Consider the following 19,151-nt stretch of genomic DNA (forward strand, 5'->3'; position numbering starts at 1 on the left):
ATCACCTCGTAAAAATCATATACATGGTTGCTTTCTGCCCTTGGCTGAGTGTCCACTGGTTTGTGCTGACCATGCGGAGCTTACCTGCGCCGGGTATGTGTACGGTGAAAGTAACCGGATTGAACCGAACTTTTGGTTGCAACGAATCCTTTTCCCATGTCGCAATGATGCCCGTCATTTCCGGGCTGCTCACGATGGCTTTGGCGACAATCTTGTAAGGGGGTGCATCCATAATGATAGTGTTGACGCGCTTGGCGGAGAAGCCCGGCATCACATTCCCACGGATCAACGCCCGCATGAATGTTTCTGGCGTTGTTTTTGCGGCCGCGTTTAACTCATTGTGGAAGCTGGTAGTGGCATTTCGCACTTTCACCATTGGGGTGTAAGGCAATTTACGGCTTATATCGGCCATGTAAATAGTGCCATTTTCGCCGCGAATGAAAAGTCTTTGCGAGGGATTTTTGCTCAAGGCGCGGATGCTCAGAATGTTTTTGGTGCCTGGAACCGGTGAGACATCAATGCGGTCTGGCGCCTCATCCCACCAGGTCGCAATGGCGTCCGGCATCACCAGTTCCGTGAGATCGTGCCTACGCACGGGGACCGGGATGTATGACTTTCCTGTCCAGGTAACCGTTTGCGCTGCGGCCACGGGGCCAAGCGCCAAGGCAGACGAGAGAATGACTGCGGATAGGCCAATATGGAGGTATTTTTTCATTCGCTCACCTTGCCCGCTCTAAAACTATTGATAACTACGCCGTATGGATTCTTTGGAGAAGCAGAGACGGCTACGGTGAAAGTCATGCTGACGCGCTCCTTGTGGTCGCCAAGCACTAAATTCCCGGAGAAATAATGATAATGCCCGGTTGTTACGATCTTGTACTGGTTTACCCCGATCTCTTTGAGGTGGTATGTGTCCGCCACAAAAATTCGGCTTTCGTCATGCCCTTGGATGGACTGAATAATGGCTGTTTTCTGCGCCTGAAAATTCATCAGTTCGCCGGGGCTTAGAAATGACTCGAACTCATTATACCTTTGTTCAATGTTTTTGGGCGTAATATCCAACGGTAACTTTACCATGTAAATCGCTAGATTTTTTACGTTTTCTGCGCTTATTCCCGGCGAGTAAAGACCGCTCCTGGCCCCTGGTATCACCATAACCGGAATATTTCTGGCCATGCTTGTCACTGTGTTTTGCGCGTTAAACAGCAATACCGCCAAGACCACGATAATCATACCCAGAAAGACGATCACCATATTCTTGTAGGAATTACCGGCTTCCACTGCTGCCATAAACGAAACAAAGCGGCTTTTTGACCATCCGTTATCCTCGTTTTCATACTCGGATGCGGCTTCTTCCATTTCTTTCATTGATATCCCTTCTTTTCGTTTACGGGCTGAGTCTTTTGATTTTCCGTGAAATCAGCTTGTTCACTGGAAATCCAAGTTTGTAGGCGAAATGCATCATATAGCCGTCCTGCTTGTCGCTGACAAAACGAATATATAATGGTAACGCAATCACTCCTATCAATATCCCAGCAATCAGAGAAAATGTGTGCAGTACATAAAATGGTCCGAAAAGAACAACCAAATACTCAAACAACCTATTCTTTCGGTCTATATGCCTTGGCGATGGCCTTGGTTCATTGCTCTCTTCGTCCATTTTTGCCTCTTAAGTTTCCTGGTGCTGATTTTATCCCGTTGTTTGTGTGTACCCGGACTTGCTTGCGCCATAAGTTTGAGCATGCTTGATTATCGCTGGCACGAGGAAAATCAATACGCCCAACGCCATGGTCACCAGCGCTGCCCCCAGGCCAAGCTTTATGAACATGCCGATAGCCACAAGAAATATGACGATGCCAATAAGCAGTCCCCATCCACCGTATAGAATACCTTCAATCATCGATACGGCATTACTTCCGGAAAAACCTGTTACTGTGTTGGCAGCCGTAGTGGTTGTGGCTGCCATAGCCGGTGAACTCATCACAAACATCGTGATGAGCGACATAACCACCGTTGCAAAAATCCTTAATGCAATTTCCTTCTTCATTGTAACCTCCTATTTTCCAAAAAGCGTCCTTTGCACATTTTTTTCCATATCGCGCGAGTCTATTTCACCCGTCACCAAGTAGGTAATACTCGCCGCCCATAACCTTTTTTGCACATTGATAGAGGACATCACATCCACCATGTCTCTGCGTTGGATGCTTTTTTTAACGTCCTTTTCGCATTCTGCAACTTCAATGCCTTCGAGCAAGGTGATCTGTCCCGTATATCCTGTGTTGTTACACGTCGGGCATCCATGTCCTTTGCGTCGGGTCTTTCTCTGGGTTTGATCTCCCATGCTCCGGCGCCAGGCCGTATTTTCGGCCAGATGATTGTTGGTAGACTCGCGATCATCTGGCTGAGCGCAATCATCGCACAGTGTTGGGAGGCTCGTTTGCAAGGCGACCAGATGCACGCTGTTGACTGCAAAATCAATGGACATGCCATTATCCACTAATCGGGTAATCGCTTCCGCTATAGAGGAGGCTTCTAAGGCAATCACTACCATTTTCCCGGCATTCGCTATTCGCTGTGCCAGCTGACCAAAGCGGGGTTTCTCACTTTCAACAATCCGCATAACCACCGATGATACTGGCGATACTTCGGCATTGTTCGGGGTAATTGTTACCCAATTTGGAGAATCTATGTGGGTGCCGATGCTTCCCGCCAGTGTATTCTGGGCGCGAACCGCTCCAGCCAGGCTCACCGCTGTTTCCAAGGTGTTGGTGTTTCGTGTCCCGGCGACGACCACAACGCCACTATTTTTGGTGGTCATTTTGGTCAATATAGCGGCTGATTGTGCATCCATTTGTTCGATCAATACCGGCAGAGGTGTTTCCGCCTGAGCGAAAGGCTCACATTCCATGAGGATCATCTGACCATTGGTAGCAGCGGCATCCTGCAAAGTGTTTTTGAGGTATGAAAAGGTTTCCTGATCGATCGCATATCGTTCAACCCGGCCATAATGGCGATGGATCGTGATAGCATGAGTGGATGCATAGAATCCGGTGGCCGCGATTGCCCGCATCGACTCTTTTATTTCTGTAGCTGCAGCAAACTTTTGGTCCAGGATGTTTTTTATGAATGTTCTGGCGGAAAGATTGATGGCCGTCAATTTTTTAAGCTCGGCTTCTGAGACAACCATCCATTCCACGACATCTGGCATTATTCCCAGCGCGGATTCCATCACTTTGGTCACTTCCGGCCGCAAAATTTCAGGATCGCTTTTTTTTGTTGCCGCTACTTTTAACCCAAGACTGCCTTCTTGATCGCGGCGATACAGTATCCATGGCTGCCAGTCATAGTAAGCCGTTTCCATTCCATCCAGGACAAGGTGCAAGTTGGCCCGCGTCAAAAGGCAATGAGGGCTCTGGTTCTCTGCTTGTAACAATTTGGCCAGGCGGCTTTCGCTCGGCAACTTCCCACAATCCACAGAAGGCTTCTGGTCTTGCGGCTGCGGCGAGCGCGACGCAGGTTGCTGACGATCAGCTTGCGGTTTTCTCTTTTCGATTACAGCTTGCGTCTGCTGGGGCCCTGGCTTGATTTCGGGTTGCTGTATCACCGGGATTTCTTCAGCTTCATTGCTTTGGTCATCCAATAATTCAGGCCTGAATGGGTGCTCCGCGTCATCTTTTTGGCTATCAAGTGGGGGTGCATCCTCGTCGATAACTGTTCTTGGCGGTTCCCCATCAAAAAAATCGGGGAAAGTATCCGGTTTCTGGATAGATTGATGCGCTTCTTCTGTGCGTTCTTCCGGTTTTTTGGCCGTTTCACTCTGTTTCTTGTCGATGTGTGACCCAAAATCCATTGTTGTCTCCAACTTTATGGCGCAATTAGACCGCTATCACTGGGATTTAGGTCGTTGATTGCTGATGTTCTTTGCATTATATTGGCATAGTTCGCCACATTCAAGAGCGAAAATGAACTATGGAGCTTTCTTATGTATAAAAAAACCGCCTTATTGTCATCGTTATTTATAGCCTTTTCTGCTTTTTCCACCACTGCTTTTGCCGATGATGGCAGCGTTTTACACACTGATAATAAAGCGGTTTCTGTCAACCCTGTCATCAACATCGGGAAGCACGCATCTTCGTCCGCAACCAGTGTTTCCACTGTCGATCCATTCACGGGTAAGATTGGCAAGTATGAACACTATGTTGCCCAGTACAACACCAGTAGCATCCTCAAGAAAATCAAGAAAAATGATCTGGAAATCGCCAGAATCAACCATCAGATGAGCGCGTTAGGCGGCAACGCTTCATCTTCCTCTATGGCTGGGCCGCATCATGGGAAATCCGACGATGCAGAAAACGCCATGCTCCTGCGTCAAGTCAGCGCCCTGCGTCAGCAGGTTTCCGGCTTGCACGCACAGTTTGTAGCGGCTGAACAGGCCGTGGCCAAGAAGCACGCCATGGACAATGCGCCACAGCTGGTAGCGATAATGGGTGATTCCGGGGATCGTTCTGCGCTCATCCGCATCGGACACAAGGTACACAGCTTTCGCTCTAACACGACTTTTGGTGAATATCGGGTTGGCAAGGTTGGTAATGATGGCGTAATGGTCTACGGCCCCAGCGGGGGGCATTATATTCGCTTGTCTCAAGTAGGTGCTATTGGGGTTATCGACGCTGCTGCGCCCATGACAAAGAGCCAGTATGGCGGTGGCACTGGCGGTACTCCTATGGCTGGCAATACGCCAAACAGTGCCATTAATGCCCGCCTGTTGCAGGAATCAGGGGTTCACGTTCTCCCGCCACGACCGGGAATGCCAGGCAAGTTCGGGCGGTTTGTGCGCTAGCCCGCCTACCCTCCACGCCAAAAGCCCCGTCCTTAACGGATGGGGCTTTCTTTTGTGTGGCGTTACTGCTTTGCCATCGCCCGCTATGGTTGAACGGGCTTTAGGTGGTTAGTAAGCGCCAATAACCGGGATAGAGATGAGGGTCCCGCCTGGCGCCCAGGCATCCACAAAGGCACTGAATGGCGGCGTGTTCAGGTTTCCATTGCCGGACGAGGGGTCTCTGTCATCCCCATAGCAGCTGGTAGCTGCGGAGTTTGAATTTGGACCGTTGCCAATGCCGATAGGGAAACCCCAGGCGGTAATCATCGAATCTCCAGACAGCCCGAGAGCGGATGAAAACCCGGATAGGTCGGATGCGGGCTGAACATCGCAAACGGACACATTGGTATTGGTCAGCGGACTGTTGGTCACTCCAGGGTATGGAAAACCGGGACCATTGCCGTTTCCGCTATTGCCGATTTCGCTTTGAGCGTTCCACTCGTCAGAATTTGTCGTGTCATTAGCATCGCTGCTCGCGAAATAATCCATGCCCAGATTTCTCTGGGTACTGGCGAGATAGGATGTCGTAAAATAGGTGCCATAGGCGGTGGCAACGGCCTGCATCTTCCGGATGGTTTTCGCATACAGTTTTTCTTCAATTGGAAGGCCGTTGACGATGGCCGCATAGGCGTGCGGAGGCAGTGTTAATTGTCCAGTTTGCGCGTTGAATTTGACGCCGGATGCGCTGTCAGCCTGCGATCCGCCATTAGAGGGCACCGAGACAAAAGCAATGATGTGATATGGAACGCTGTAAGACAGATATTTTCCGTACAAAAGATCACTCACATAAACCTGCCATGGGCGGTTGTAGCCATCCACGGCGGTTTTGTTCGGTGCCTCTCCGGTATAGCTGCTTAGGACCTGATAACCGGTTTCCGTGGCTGAAGGGTTGTCGATGGGCACAGATGTGTCCGTGGTAAAGATCGATGTCCCGGAGGTATTTAACCAGATCGTAGCACCCGTCTGGGAGTCAATAGTCATGGCATTGTTGATGTAGGCCTGCGTCATCGCTTTACGGAGTTTTTCCGTGTCGGCCTGTGTTACCAGTTTTTGAGAGAACGTGATGTATTGGTCGATGGACGGCAAAATAAACGCAGCCAGCAAGGTAATCACGGCTATGGCTACCAATATTTCAATCAGCGTAAACCCGCTCTGCTGAATTTCTTTTCGCATGATGCCGCCCTCCTTCATTGTTTTTATACCCGCAGCTCTTTAGGAAGATAGGAGGTGCGTCGAGCGGTGTCTGCTGTGATCACATTATCTCTCACCAACTTTTCCAGACAGCGGTTGAGTGTGATCATTTCTTTATCGGTTTCCATCTCCCTGATAAGCTGGTCTAACTTATCGTTCTTGATGTTTCCGGCTATTGCTGCGTTGCTGGTCATCATTTCGTATGCCAGCACCCGCCTGTCCATACCCAAGGATGGGACAAGCGCCTGGCTCAGGATCAAGATAGCGGCATCGGCAAATTGCTGTAGTACGGCGTATGACTGTTCCTTCGGGAACATATTGCGAAATCGCTCCACCGTTCTCGGGGCGGAGCGCGTATGCAGGGTGGCCAGCACCAAATGCCCCGTATCGGCCGCTTTCATCGCGATCTCTGCGGAAATTCTGTCGCGTATTTCGCCTACCATGATGACATCGGGGTCTTCCCGCAAGGCGGAGCGGAGCGCGTCATCAAAAGACTGGGTATCACGATAAGGGCCCACCTCACGCTGGGTGATCAGGGCGCCGGATTCATTCTCATGGTGTCGGAATTCGACCGGATCTTCGACGGTGATGATATGCTCCTTGCGCCGGCCGCGATGCTGTATCATTGCCGCCAGGGTAGTGCTTTTCCCAGAGTTGGTTTCCCCGGTCACCAGAATGATGCCGGACTTTCTATCAATCAGGTCGATCACCTTATCCGGGAGACCGAGCGTGTGTATGTCCGGGATCGTTTCGGAGATTTTCCGCATAGAGGCACCGATTTTTCGGCTGTTGTGCCAGTACATACTGACACGATAACGCACGCCATTGATAATGGATGCAAAATCGGTTTGCCCCTTGTTTTCCGCTAGGGTTTTATCCACGCTGAACTCACTCGGATCATTTTCCAGCGATTGGTCGGCCTGCACCAGAATCGACTCGAAATCTGCCTTGGTAATGGTCGGCAAGTCTTTCATGATCTCGACCTCTCCAGCCTTCGTTCGCCAGCGCGGATGTTGACCTTCATGCAGGTGAATATCCGAAAATGTCTGGTCCTGAAAATGTCTCAGCTCGTCAATAAACATACTTCTTCTCCACGTTGGTTAACCAATGGGTTCTGAAAATTCTTGTTCCAAATAAGCGCCGCCGGGTAAGAGCGAACGGACAAAAATGGTATATGGCGGTTCCTGGTCATTGGCTACGGGTGCGGTATTTTCTATCTGCAATTCTTGGCCCCATGCATTGCGCCGATAAAGCCCTGAACTGCCAATCCAGCTATCCAGGGACATCTGGGAGGCATCTGTCCAACTCTCCGCACACGCTAATGGCCCTGCCCCATTGTCGCCGTCACAACCGTAAGGCTTGAAATAATCCACATCGATATTATGCACGCCGCCGGATTGTTGGGCCGCTTCAAAGCCCGTCACCAGCGCTGCGCCCAGATCACGCATGGACTTCGCGCTGGCGAGAAGCAGGTTCTGTTGGGCAACAGCCCCGGAATAAAGCGCGAAATTCTGCACTGAATTGGGGGTAAAAGTGTTTGACCCGCAAACGGGCGCTTTCCCGCCACCGGGATGGGGGACCCAAGCCCAGATATTGTAATAGGGTAATCGGTATTGCCCGAGCTGCTGCTGGTCACCGATGCAGAGTTGCAGGCCATATTTTTGGTTGACGCCCACATCTGTCAACAGTTCGCTGGCCGTCAACGGGAATGTTTTTCCCTGGCTAAGGGCCCAGGCATTTGATTGGTAATAGGCACCTATGCGCTTGACTACGGACTGTACATACTGTTTTTGCTCATATTGAATCCTGGGTAATTGGATGGAACTGGTAAAAGCGGCAGCTGTGGCCACCATCGCCAGAAGCACGAGCATGATCACCACCGCCAACAGCAAGGCGGCAACGCCAGACTCGTTCTTCTGGTTTTTATCCATGTTTTTACTGGTTGGTGTACGCAAAAGCGTAGTAGAAAGTGGAGGTGTTACCGGTCCCGGCGACAACGGCACAGTTGTTCCCTTGCTGACCAATAGTCGTGCCGCCTACCGGAGCAATACCGCACGCGATCCCCGCCTGGTTGGCGACATTATTAGGCACATGCTGGAACTCTACAGCGATAGCATTCGCGTCTGGAGAATTGGCGGTAATCTTGGTGGCGGCTACTTTGGTGATAGTGGCGGTCACACCCGGGCCAAACTTCGGCAGGACGATGTTGTCATTGGTGCTCACATTGCTGTAGACATTGATATATGGACCATTCCAGGTGCTGCTGACACTGGTTCCGCACGTATTTGTCGTCGATCCGTAAGTGCTGTAGTTGAATAGTTGTGCGGTATTCAGCGGATAGCAGGAAGTATCAATTTCCATCCGTTTAGCGGCGCTGGCAAGGCTCGTTGAAAGGGAATACATGATTTCACCTTTGGACTTGCCAAAGTTGAAGTTCTGGATGGCCAACACGCCTAAAATGACGATCAGGGTCAAGGCTACCAGCAAGGTGATGAGCGAAACGCCCGCCTCGCTGGAGAATTCATTGGTATCTACGTTGGTGTTTTCACTGCTCATGGTTCGCTCCTGTTCAAGCTTGATGCAAAGCTGTTTCGATCATCGGTACAGCGGTAATCATGGCCACAAAAAAGATGATCACCCCCATCAGGATGTACATCATATTGCGCGCCAGAGTGGTAATCCGTTCAGAAAGCAGGTCTACGTCTTCAGCCAGGTTGGATGAAAAGAGACGGAGCCCTTCAACTACGTCATCGGCACTGCCCGCACGCAAATAGTTGGCCACGGCACCCTGTACAAAACGGGGGAATCCCGCGATAGCGACCGCTCTGGCCGGCTCGCGGCCGCGTCGCATGGCAATCGCCATGTTTGCCAAGGCAGTGCGGCTATCCATGCGTTTGGCACTTTTGGAAATCAATTCGGCAGCCTCAGCGCGGTTAATGGCTGCTTCATACAGCAGCGCGTATGAGGCCCAAATCATAGCGTGGTCGCTACGTTCTGAAAGCGCCCGGAAGCTCGGTATTTTATCTCGCACATACGCCCACAATGGGCTTCTGATGATGAAAATCAGTAGCGGAACCAGTAATACATAAAGCACGGTGGACACGACGACGTGCGCATCAAAAAAATCGACGAAGGCGTAAAGTTTTGCGACATACCCGGGAAGTGAAGCATTCGGCAATTGCGCGTAAAAGTGTTGGATTCTCGGGACTGCAAAAACAAAAACGCCCCATATCAAAATGTAAGAAAAGGAGAGGATAGATAGCGGCTCCAAAAAAACGGCTCGCAGCTTTCTTTTCAGTGAGTAGGTTTGTTGGTACTCGGCCGCCAGATCGCCCAGCCCCCGGGGTGCATCCCCCGCCTCGCGCAAGGCGCGGATAACGGAAACGTCACGTTTATCGATGCCGGCGTACTGCATGCACCCGTCCACATTGGAGCCATTTTTTGCGGCAACCACCATCATCGATATAATGACGGACAACACAGAATCCATCGTGAACTCCAGGCTTTCTTCCAGCGCCTGCTCCAGTCCGCTGCCATTTCCTAATCTTCTTCCCAGTGTTTTGTAGAACTGGGCCATCTCGCGGCCGTCGGCGCTTTTCCGCACGACAAGATCCAGGGAGTCGCTGATGTTGATTTTTATCTCAATCACGCGCAGTCCTTGCTGGGAAAGCTTGGATTGCGCGGATTCCAAATCCTGCGCCATGACTTTCCCTTCGAAAACGGGGCCGTTTTGTGGTTTGGCCTGGAAGTGATAAACAAGATTCAAGGAAATCCCCTTTAGTCGATATCTTCAAGAGCCACACGCCGTAGCTCATCGATGGAGGTTATTCCCCGGTGTACCAGCGACATGCCTGTACCCCAGAGGGTGAGGTGTGGTTCTATAGCCGATTCAAGCTCCGTAATGGGGGACTTTCTGGAAACCATCTCCCGCACAGGTCTGGTGAAATGCAGCAGCTCGTAGATCATGTGTCGGCCCCGGTAGCCTTTGCCATGGCAGATCTCGCAGCCAGCACTGTTATGGCGGTAGATGCTTTGGCCCGGCTCCAGTTCGACGATTTTTGCAAGCTGCGCCAGGCTGTCCGTTCTTTCGTCCTTAATCTTGCAGTAGCTGCAAAGCTTACGGAGTAGCCTTTGGGCGAGAATGCCGTGAAGCGTCGAAGAAACTGCATCCATATCCAGCGATTCACCGGTGGCATCGAGCTTCATATTCCGTAGCCGCTGAATAGCGCTGGCGGCTGATTTAGTGTGCATGGTGGTAAATACGTTGTGCCCCGTATTGGCCCCATCGAGAGCCACAGCCGTAGTGTCAGCATCGCGGATTTCCCCGTAAAGGATCGTGTCTGGGTCACGACGCATCAGTGCCTTGAACCAGCGAATCCATGTCTGGGCTTCGCTCTTGTTGCTGTCGAGCACTTTGGCATGATGTTGTGCCCACAAGCCGACCAGCAATTCAACGGGATTCTCAATGGTTTGTACGGACTCAGAAAGTGGGTCGATCGTTTTCATGAGCGCATTGAGTGTCGTGGTTTTTCCGGACCCCGTAGGGCCGGTCACAATCAACATGCCCGCACTTTGTCCTGCGTAGTGCAGCAATCTTTTTTTGGTGAGGTCATCGAAACCAATTTCTTCAAATTCAGTGGTATCGTCAGAGACTGAAAGGATACGCACGACTGCGCTTGCCCCTTTTACAGTGGCCGTGATTTCCACGCGGAACTGGTATTTACCTGCTAAAGATGATGGTATGGAATCCCCCAGGGTACCTTCTGTGATAACGCCGTCCTGAGAAGCTGTATCCATCCTGATGACCTGGACAATACGATCGTATTCTTTCTCTTCACCTTCTGCGCCGCGAGGGTTGCGCTCAAGAATGGCAAAGGGTTCCAGCACACCGTCGATGCGGATGAACACCGCTCCGGCTCCATTCGGTAATGGCAAAAAATGAATATCGGATGCGCCTTGATAACAGGCGTGAACCAGTAAAGCCTGGAGCATTTCTTTATAACGCTCTTCTGACCCTTTTTTGGCTCTCGCCGTGGTAAAAAGACTTTGGGTATCGAAAAACTCACTGCGAAATATATTTTGAATAACCTTGTTCGCAGCCAGGCACACTTCAATGTTGCGTGTCCGTTTGTGCAGACTATTGATGGCTTCCTGCTTTTTTGATGGATGGTTGATGGCAATCAGAACCCGCTCATTCTCGTCAATACCAACCGGGACATAAGGCACGTTGGATTCTTCTGCGCGAATATCCGGCGCGTAGGCATGCAACAGGTTGGCTTTCACAAAATCCGCTGATTCTGCTGGGAAATAAGGGATTCCAGAGCGTATACTTTCGGCTTTGACGACTTTTTCACTGGTCCCGAGTCCCAAGTCGGTAATGCCATCGGCCATATCGATACCCGCGACACGACAATATTCGGAGAGAAACCGAATTTGCTGTGCATGGAACCCCATAGTAACCAGGGCCTCGTTCAAGTCGCCGGCGCGCCTCTCGGGAACGAGCATGTTTGGGATGCTAAAGCCCTTGCCCTCTTCCCAGGTCACAAACCCTTTCATACGCCTACGGCCTCCACGCTCATGTTGAAATTGCGGCCGGTGATGGCTACATGGTTAACGGCAAGGCCGATATACTGGAGGTACTTCACCCACTGCTCGAATTCGTCGATAGTTGACCATTCTCCCTTTATGGTAATTTTCTGGTCTTTCAAACCGGGGTATCCGGGCATGGGGGTGCCCAGGTTTTTCAGCACGATACCCATGGCGTTATAGCGCCCGCCAAAGACTTTTGCCTGAACGTCGATGCGGCTGATCTTGATGCCAAAGGCCCCACTGGTTCGGTTGATATCCTGGACATCCGTGGGCAGTAACTTGGGTAGCGGCTGAGCCATGACTTCCGGTATATCTTTAAGCTGCAACTTCATGCGTGACGCCAACACCATTTCGTGTGCATTCCGCATCTGCATTGCTCTGGCAGAGGCGAAAGTCGCTTTTGCTTGATGTTGCGCAGAAATCGCGTGATGCAGCAGAATGAAGCCGATGACGAATAAAACAGTCGCCGCCAACCCGAAAGCAAGACCTTTGTTTTTAGTGCTTATCGGCTTCATAAACGACCTCATATCGTGATCCGGATGGGTTCATATGCACAGCACTTATACGGTAGCCTTTGGGCGCAGACCGGTGGATTTTTGTCATTAATAATTTTGGCGGCAGCCAGGCCACGGTATCGCCCTGGAGGGCACCGTCCTTGCTGATGAATGGCGTAACATGGATGATGATGCCATTAGCAGGCTGGTGGTTATTACGGTTGACTCCCCCTACCGCCCCGCTGGACATGGATAAGGTAGCCAGCTCACCAGGTTGCCACAATTGGCGGGCAGCTGTTATGCCTTTTCCCAGGTTTACCGAACTTTTCGATTCAACAAACCGCACATGCTTTTGCAGCAGCGCTCTGATTTCACTTTCACCTTTTCCGTTATCTTGCATTGCTTTTTGCATCGCCGAATGCGCTTCGGCCAGTTGGCTTTTTTCAGTCACCAGAAACGCACCGGTAGCCAACAAGAATGCTGCACCTGCAGCCATGCCGATACCGCCCCAGTAAGTAGCCGGCTTGCCACCCACCTCCCCGTCTACCGGGTAGGCCATGCTAAGCAGTTTTTTACTGGGGATGCTGAGTGAGGATGCCTTCAGCCATGTTTTTGGGATGATGATGTCAATGTCACCATCACCGATCTGCTCTGCCCTCCGCGCAGCTTCTTCCCTGCCCGCTTCGGAAGCATCGGTACTGACTGCGTACCCCTTGATTTCGCCAGAAGCTTCGACATAGGCGGCTATGGCAATGGAATCCACCCCTTCAGCGTAAACCCCAATAATCTGGTCATTCTTCAGGGGTATTTTGTGCGCGCTTTGCGCGACCAGAATGCCGGGTGCCTGCCGCTGGTTCCATGTCAAAAGCTCGGCTTTTGTCGTGGCAAAAGCGATCCGACCATAGCTTTTGATGACCGGATTATCATTAAGGATAACCCGCAGTTCGTTTTTGATGGCCTTGCTGTTTTTCCCTTTCCGCGAAATGCTGAGATCGTTGCCGGTAAAGCGCAGGATGATGGCCTTTTCGGGGATGTGCTCTGGCGTCACGATTTCTGATGTTTCAGGGGTGACACGCCAGATATCTACCGTTCCACTGGACAACTCGGCGGCGATATAAACGGGCGTTTTCCCCGGGGTTGTGCCAGACACACGCCTCCTTCTCGGCGCTTTTGGCATCTTCCCCCCATCATCAATGGGATCATCCAGATCAAGAACATCATCATGATCTGACTCGTCCAGAATAACCGCATCAATTGCTTCGGCCGGATTGGGGTCCTTTTTTTTGGATTTTCCCCAACGCATTACAGGGCCTCCGAAACCAATGGGTTATATTTTGGTGCCGGAATAATATTCGCGTGCACCAATATCACCAGCTGACTGGTGGTGCCCTGATCGTTGACGCCTTTGAAGAGATAGCCGAGGCCTGGGATTTGGCCTAAGAGCGGCGTCTGGTTATTGTCGTTTTCTGAGGACGTTGTGGATGCGCCTCCGATAATCAGCGTCTTGCCGTTGGGAACAATCGACTGCAGATACATTTGCCGTAACTGCTGATCTGGAGCGTTGATTTTGGTGCCGTCCACATCACCTGTAGTAAATCCGGTGATATTCGAGATTGATGGGACAATTTTGAGGCTGACCAGATGATTACCTAAAATGTTCGGCACAATCGAAAGGCTCAGGCCATTCACCGCATAGGAGAATGAAGCGCCGGTACTGGTGGTACCGCCAAGCGATGCCACATTGGATTGCACGTCACCGATGTACGGTACTTTATGCCCGGAAAAGATCGTGGCGGGTGTGTTATTTTCCGCTACCATGGTCGGCTGGCTGATAATGCGCGTGTTGGTTACGTTTTTGAGGGCGCTGATGACGCCAGAAATAGTATCGCCCGTATAATTGAGATAACTCTGGCTGGTGGATCCCAGAGACCCGTTGATAGAAGCAGCACCATTTGGAGCTGTTGCAGCCGACAAGGAAACAGGGGATGTCGAACTTGATGAAAGCCCGGGTATTGCGTTGGCAAACCCGAGCCCCATGGCCTGAGTCCCACTAATTTGAATAATTTTCCCCCAATTGATGCCATATTGCAGGCCATTTTTCAGGGTGACTTCCAGTAGGGCAACGTGTACGGCTACGCGCTTGTCGGCTTGCGCCACGTAATCCTTGATAAAGGCGTCGGCGCGCGCCAAACCTGTTGCATTGGCGCTCACGCTAATCATGCCGGTTTCTGCGTCCACCTGGACATCGCTACCCTTTCCGGCAACAGCCTCCAGCTGTTCCTTCAGGTTGCTGGCTTTTTGGTTTTTTGTTTTGCCTTTGATGGTGAAACTGGCATTGAGGGACGACGATCCGCCGCTGCCGCCGCCACCGCCACCGCCACCGCCAGCCATCCCGCCGCCACCGCCGCTGGAACTGTTTTCGTAGCCGCTGACAGCACTATTACCACCGACCTTATACTTGGACTGGCCATTCAACAGTATGCTGGTCGGCACACTGAAAATATAAGTGCCATGCTTGGCAATAATGATCCGCCGCGAGTTGGGTTGAATGATGGCACAATAACCGGCCGCCTCCGCCATGGTCCTGATGGCGCTATCGGTGCTTTGTCCATCCACAGAAACAGTAATGGTGCGCGTCGGATCCGCGCCTTGCGCGAAGAAAACGGAATAGTTTTTCTGCTGGGCGATGGCGTTGATCATCGCGCCCACGGGGGAATCGTTCGCAGACATTTTTACCTGGTCGGCGGGGTTGATGTATTGCGACGAAAAGCCTCCGGTATAGGCTTTATCCATAATTTGTACCGATTGTTCCTTTTGCCCTTTTTCAGCCTTTTGGTAAATTGTTTCTTGCTGTTTAGCTATTTGTTTCATGCTGGGCTGAGCGCAACCGGCAAGTCCTGCGCCGATCACCGCCAGGATAGAGGCCCGCAGAATGAATGTGCTCTTACTCATTGATTATCCCCACTGAAAGAAACCATGGCATTTTGATTCGTGTAGGGGGTGACGGTGACCACCCTGTTCACGCCCCACATCTGAATCTTGAATTGGGGGTAGGTTTTTTGAATTTGATTAACTACATCCACCACACTCTTTCCGGAGTATGTCGATGTGAAGTAAGGGGTCATGTCATGGCGATCATTCCAAAGCAGTTTCCAATGATGTTTTGCCAGGAATGAACCGAATGAAGCGCTCAGCTGCTCCCCGCCTTTGGCAATGTATACGGGCATGCTTTCCACTTTGTTGATGGTCACATGGAGATGTTTTACGGCGTTGCGCTCTAAGGGGGTGATGCGTTGGACAGCCGTACTCGTGTGCGGTTGGTTGTGCGCCACCATTGGTGTCGTGACTTGTTCTTGGTGTGTTGCCGGGGCCGGCGACACATGGACTGGGAGGGCCGGCAAGGTGTCCGAAGGGTTATTTTTTATTTTCTCTGCGGGTACCGATTTCATGGTGTTTGGGGTCCGCTGTTGCATGGAGTTGCTGCCTTGCGCACCTTGCAAGTTTGCCAGCGCTGATTGGGCGGCCCCTGCTTCTTGATTTCTGGCCAGGTTATTCAGCGCCTGCTGCTCTTGTTCTGTGTTCGATACGGGGTGCGCAGCGAATGGTACGGAACCGGGTTGAATCATGACCGGCTCTTCATGGGCAGGAATGTAGACCCCGCCGATAATTTGGGCCGGCGCTTCCTTGTTTTGGAAAGGAACCGTTGGGCTGTAGTGTTCGGCAAAAGCAGTGACCGGCAGGCAAAAGGTCGAGCCAAACAAGGCTAAAAGTGTTATTTTTCGCTGGTTTTTTCCCATTTTTCAGGTTCCTCCTGAGTGCTAAACTGGTTTTATCGCGCATTCTACTACTATTTCGTTCTGAATATCTACAATATATTGCGGCCATTTCCATTCTATACATACCACATTATAAAGGGTAGTTTTGCTTGTTTTGTACGAAAAAAGCCCTAAGTCTCCGGTTTCTTTGCCTTTTATCTTCGTGATAAGCAGGCCTTCCTTGGTCATGCTCCGCAAAATCATCTTGGCATCACTGTTGAGCATTTCTCCACTGGGCTTATCAAGCCCCATGACACCCGCATTTTCTGCTGCTTCGATCATGTGGGACGCGAAAGTTACCGCGTCCACAAAAACCATGTCCTTGTATCCATTGTTTATCTGAGCCTTTTTGGAACCGGATTTTTTTCCGATTTTCAGCTTTTCCATCAGCGTTTCAATGCTGGATTCCATTATTCTGGCTAGAATTTGCTCGTCAATAGCGATTATTCCTGCCTGATCCGGTGCGTTGAACGATGGGGCGCTGCCTTCCTGGCGCTCACGCTCACTGACCTTACTTCGTTGGTTGGTGCTCTCCCGACCGGTCACGAACATATCGGCGACCCGGACAAGTTTTACGGCCGTATCAACAACAACGCCGGTGACAACAGGATTGTCTCCGTTCAAGAGTATCGCTGCCGACTTTTCCAACGCCTTACGTGTTTCCATATCTATGCGCCAAAATGCACTGATGGAGCGCATTACCACCAGGCCGAGTTGCTCATGGCGATTGCTTGTTTTTATCCATGCCCCATTTTTTTGCCTGTATGCGATGATTTTCCCCGCATCGTGCGTAAGCGCGAGACAGCGTGTAACCTGCGCGGTAGGTGTGTTTTGGTCAAAGTTGTTTCTTTTGAGACTTCTTGCGGTGTGTTTCCAGACTTCAATACTGTGCTGGTATAGATTGCTGCCGTGATATCCGCTGACATCCGTGGGCCAATCACGATGCTCGTAGAGTATCCCCAGCAATTCCTGCTCATAATCGGTTGCCCATTCCGGTGTTTTTATATGTCCTTTTGCTTTTCTCAACTTGATGGACTGATCGCTCATGTCGTAGGCCGTTTTGATACCGTGAAACCTCAACTCAGTGGCCACATAGTCACTGTCATCACCACCAACACGATCAAATACGGAGGATTGTCTGGATGAAACTTCGTTGTTCTCAACTCGTTGGGCATACCTGTACAACGAATAGGCTGAAACGAACCCTGCGAGTGCGATCGGTGCCGCTATAAACGCACCGTGAAAAAAATCTGTGACAATCCATGTAATGGTCCCTATGGATTGATTCATGCCTATGGTTTTCACGACGGCATTCGCATTCCCTGCTCCACTTAATACCGTGACATACTCGATATAGTGCAAAGGGGCTAATATCCATAAACCAACCACTACGGCGACAATGGCTACCCAGAACACCCAGAAAATGCGAAACATTCAGGAATTTTGGTCTTTAACGAAAAGATTGTACGTGTAAGAAAGGCAGCCGTTATTGATGTCACCCATCCATCCGTGTGCGCTACCGCCTACCTGAGTCGAGGCCGCATCAGCGAGATCTGACACAATACCGGTGGTGAAAGTAACGGGTCGGCATGCTTCGATGGGTCGATAGTCCGGTGTCGCTTGCCAAATGCTGTAAGCATAGATGACCACCAGTACGGCAAACAGCAAACCTAACCATTCACTTACTGCGCGCATGGCATTCTCCTTGGTATCTGAGGTTATGGTGTGGGGCGGGTTTTCCGCCCCATATTACGGATCAGAGCGGTTGAACAGTCTTCACCGGCTTGTCTGTTGACGCCTCTGTATTTTCAGAGGTATCGGCGATGCCGTCAGCGCGTCGAATCCGGCGCTGGATAAATTGGCTGATTTCCATGCCGGACTCCTCGATAACTTTATAGACTGCCTGCATGAAATCACTTTGCGCATCTTCAAAGTCGGCGATGACTTGCCGGTACTTGGCGCGATTTTCCTTACTGGATGTCATGGCCAGATCTTCGGTGATCCGCTGCAACGCGCGATCAGCAGGCATGAGCATGGACCCTACGGCATGCGTCAGTGGGTTAAGTACGGTCACATCAATCTTCCGGCCCGCAAGAATTCTGGCCTCGAACTCTTCGATGGCTACCTTTTTCCGGCCGTCGGCCGTTTCCACGTAATTCGCATTGCGAATGGGCGCCCTGGTTGGGCGTTTTCCCCCCTTGTTGCCTTTTTGGGTAGTTGTGCTCACTGATTCGCTTTGAGTGTTTTCTTCATTTGCCATGTCAGGCTCCTTGAATTGAGTTAATTGGATGGGGATGGAATCCCGCCAGGCCCTTCCACGAGGGATTTCAGGGCATCGACCTTCTTGTTTACCGCAAGTATCGCCAATTGATTGCGATTCATGCTTTTCTTCAATGATGCTATTTCCTGGGTATTTTGCCGCTCTTGGTGGAGTTGCATTTGCGTTGCGCACCCAGTAAGCGCCATGACTACGCAAACCATAAATATCGATTTCATCTTCATTGTCTACCCTTCCCGTCTTGTTGCTTCAGAATGACTTTTGCCCTGTTGAAAAAATGGCTGACTTCCAAAAAATGCCGGTGCCAACGGTCAAAATATTGAATGGCTTTAGGCTGATTATTTTGCGCTTCCAGTGGAGACCAGTATGCAGCAACCCCTTTCCATGTATAACCGAACTCTGCAAAATTACGCTTAATGATTTGTGCGGCCAGTGAAGCCTCTATATCCGGATAAAGCGCGTATCTGATTAGCGGCATATGACGATTTATGGCAGTGTTTACCTGGAAGATACCCGCATCATATCCAACAGCGGCCGGTTTCAATAGTTGTACATCGTACCCTCCGTTTTCATTCAATGTATAAGCGGCAAGAATCCTCGGATTAAGACCGTAGTTTTTTCCTGCATAACAGATCGCATCCGCAATTTCATGGTTCATGCTGGTTTGCAGGTTGGGTGCCCGTGAGTGAACCAACATTGAGATAGCCAATAAACACACCGCCGTTGAGCTCATTGTTTTACACCTCAACCACTTCAAGGCTATCGATCCAGGCTGATCGACATATTGCCTTGAGGTTTCTGCCGTGTTTTCCAGACATGATTTTTCCTTTCCCGAATGGGACATGAATTTTGGCTATTCTTTTGTTCTTCTTTTTGTTATCGATGATGATCGGGTTTCGAGACGG

19 protein-coding genes are annotated in these 19,151 nt (G+C 50.8%); 1 reads left to right on the forward strand and 18 read right to left on the reverse strand.

Annotated features, from left to right (window positions below; all coding sequences use genetic code 11):
* Position 1: 1 nt before the first annotated feature.
* The 4 genes from B1757_RS13280 to B1757_RS13300 form a co-directional block, all read right to left on the reverse strand.
* On the reverse strand, positions 2-565 hold the full coding sequence (locus tag B1757_RS13280) for a hypothetical protein (RefSeq protein WP_172437725.1): 564 nt from the start codon (positions 563-565) through the stop codon (positions 2-4).
* Positions 566-711: 146 nt separating this feature from the next.
* The gene (locus B1757_RS13285) at positions 712-1,368 is read right to left on the reverse strand and encodes a TraE/TraK family type IV conjugative transfer system protein (protein ID WP_101538777.1); all 657 of its coding nucleotides are present in this window, start codon (positions 1,366-1,368) and stop codon (positions 712-714) included.
* A 322-nt stretch (positions 1,369-1,690) separates the two neighbouring features.
* Positions 1,691-2,047: a hypothetical protein gene (locus B1757_RS13295; RefSeq protein ID WP_101538779.1), complete on the reverse strand. Its 357-nt coding sequence runs from the start codon at positions 2,045-2,047 to the stop codon at positions 1,691-1,693.
* A 9-nt stretch (positions 2,048-2,056) separates the two neighbouring features.
* Positions 2,057-3,850, reverse strand: coding sequence for an ATPase, T2SS/T4P/T4SS family (locus B1757_RS13300; protein ID WP_101538780.1), 1,794 nt, complete (start codon positions 3,848-3,850; stop codon positions 2,057-2,059).
* Positions 3,851-3,982: 132 nt separating this feature from the next.
* On the opposite strand from B1757_RS13300, the gene B1757_RS13305 reads away from it, so the two are divergent.
* Positions 3,983-4,840, forward strand: a complete 858-nt coding sequence (locus B1757_RS13305; protein ID WP_101538781.1) for a hypothetical protein — start codon at positions 3,983-3,985, stop codon at positions 4,838-4,840.
* A 108-nt stretch (positions 4,841-4,948) separates the two neighbouring features.
* Here B1757_RS13305 and B1757_RS13310 read toward each other — a convergent pair whose 3' ends face one another.
* The 14 genes from B1757_RS13310 to B1757_RS13380 form a co-directional block, all read right to left on the reverse strand.
* Entirely contained in the window at positions 4,949-6,052 is a 1,104-nt protein-coding gene (locus B1757_RS13310; protein WP_172437726.1) for a prepilin-type N-terminal cleavage/methylation domain-containing protein, read from the reverse strand.
* Positions 6,053-6,075: 23 nt separating this feature from the next.
* Positions 6,076-7,152, reverse strand: coding sequence for a type IV pilus twitching motility protein PilT (locus tag B1757_RS13315; RefSeq protein WP_101538783.1), 1,077 nt, complete (start codon positions 7,150-7,152; stop codon positions 6,076-6,078).
* Between the two features lie 18 nt (positions 7,153-7,170).
* A complete protein-coding gene (locus B1757_RS13320; RefSeq protein ID WP_101538784.1) occupies positions 7,171-8,001 on the reverse strand; it encodes a hypothetical protein in 831 nt (276 codons plus the stop codon).
* A gap of 4 nt (positions 8,002-8,005) precedes the next feature.
* Positions 8,006-8,626, reverse strand: a complete 621-nt coding sequence (locus B1757_RS13325) for a type II secretion system protein (protein ID WP_101538785.1) — start codon at positions 8,624-8,626, stop codon at positions 8,006-8,008.
* 13 nt (positions 8,627-8,639) lie between these two features.
* Positions 8,640-9,836 (reverse strand): type II secretion system F family protein, encoded by a 1,197-nt coding sequence (locus B1757_RS13330; protein WP_101538786.1) that lies wholly within the window; start codon positions 9,834-9,836, stop codon positions 8,640-8,642.
* 11 nt (positions 9,837-9,847) lie between these two features.
* On the reverse strand, positions 9,848-11,626 hold the full coding sequence (locus B1757_RS13335) for a GspE/PulE family protein (RefSeq protein WP_101538787.1): 1,779 nt from the start codon (positions 11,624-11,626) through the stop codon (positions 9,848-9,850).
* Positions 11,623-12,174, reverse strand: a complete 552-nt coding sequence (locus tag B1757_RS13340) for a type II secretion system protein M (protein ID WP_101538788.1) — start codon at positions 12,172-12,174, stop codon at positions 11,623-11,625. Before B1757_RS13340 ends, B1757_RS13335 begins: the two co-directional genes overlap by 4 nt.
* Positions 12,155-13,456, reverse strand: coding sequence for a hypothetical protein (locus B1757_RS13345; protein WP_101538789.1), 1,302 nt, complete (start codon positions 13,454-13,456; stop codon positions 12,155-12,157). The genes B1757_RS13340 and B1757_RS13345 overlap by 20 nt, the downstream gene beginning before the upstream one ends.
* Positions 13,456-15,105, reverse strand: a complete 1,650-nt coding sequence (locus tag B1757_RS13350) for a type II secretion system protein GspD (RefSeq protein WP_101538790.1) — start codon at positions 15,103-15,105, stop codon at positions 13,456-13,458. The genes B1757_RS13345 and B1757_RS13350 overlap by 1 nt, the downstream gene beginning before the upstream one ends.
* Positions 15,102-15,950, reverse strand: a complete 849-nt coding sequence (locus B1757_RS13355) for a hypothetical protein (RefSeq protein WP_101538791.1) — start codon at positions 15,948-15,950, stop codon at positions 15,102-15,104. The genes B1757_RS13350 and B1757_RS13355 overlap by 4 nt, the downstream gene beginning before the upstream one ends.
* Positions 15,951-15,971: 21 nt before the next feature.
* On the reverse strand, positions 15,972-17,402 hold the full coding sequence (locus B1757_RS13360; RefSeq protein WP_101538792.1) for a hypothetical protein: 1,431 nt from the start codon (positions 17,400-17,402) through the stop codon (positions 15,972-15,974).
* A complete protein-coding gene (locus B1757_RS13365; protein ID WP_101538793.1) occupies positions 17,403-17,663 on the reverse strand; it encodes a hypothetical protein in 261 nt (86 codons plus the stop codon).
* 61 nt (positions 17,664-17,724) lie between these two features.
* The gene (locus B1757_RS13370) at positions 17,725-18,228 is read right to left on the reverse strand and encodes a hypothetical protein (RefSeq protein WP_101538794.1); all 504 of its coding nucleotides are present in this window, start codon (positions 18,226-18,228) and stop codon (positions 17,725-17,727) included.
* Between the two features lie 238 nt (positions 18,229-18,466).
* Complete coding sequence (locus B1757_RS13380; RefSeq protein WP_143484280.1) at positions 18,467-18,979, reverse strand: lysozyme family protein; 513 nt, start codon at positions 18,977-18,979, stop codon at positions 18,467-18,469.
* Positions 18,980-19,151: the final 172 nt, after the last annotated feature.

Source organism: Acidithiobacillus marinus, assembly GCF_002847505.1.
Taxonomy (GTDB): domain Bacteria; phylum Pseudomonadota; class Gammaproteobacteria; order Acidithiobacillales; family Acidithiobacillaceae; genus Acidithiobacillus; species Acidithiobacillus marinus.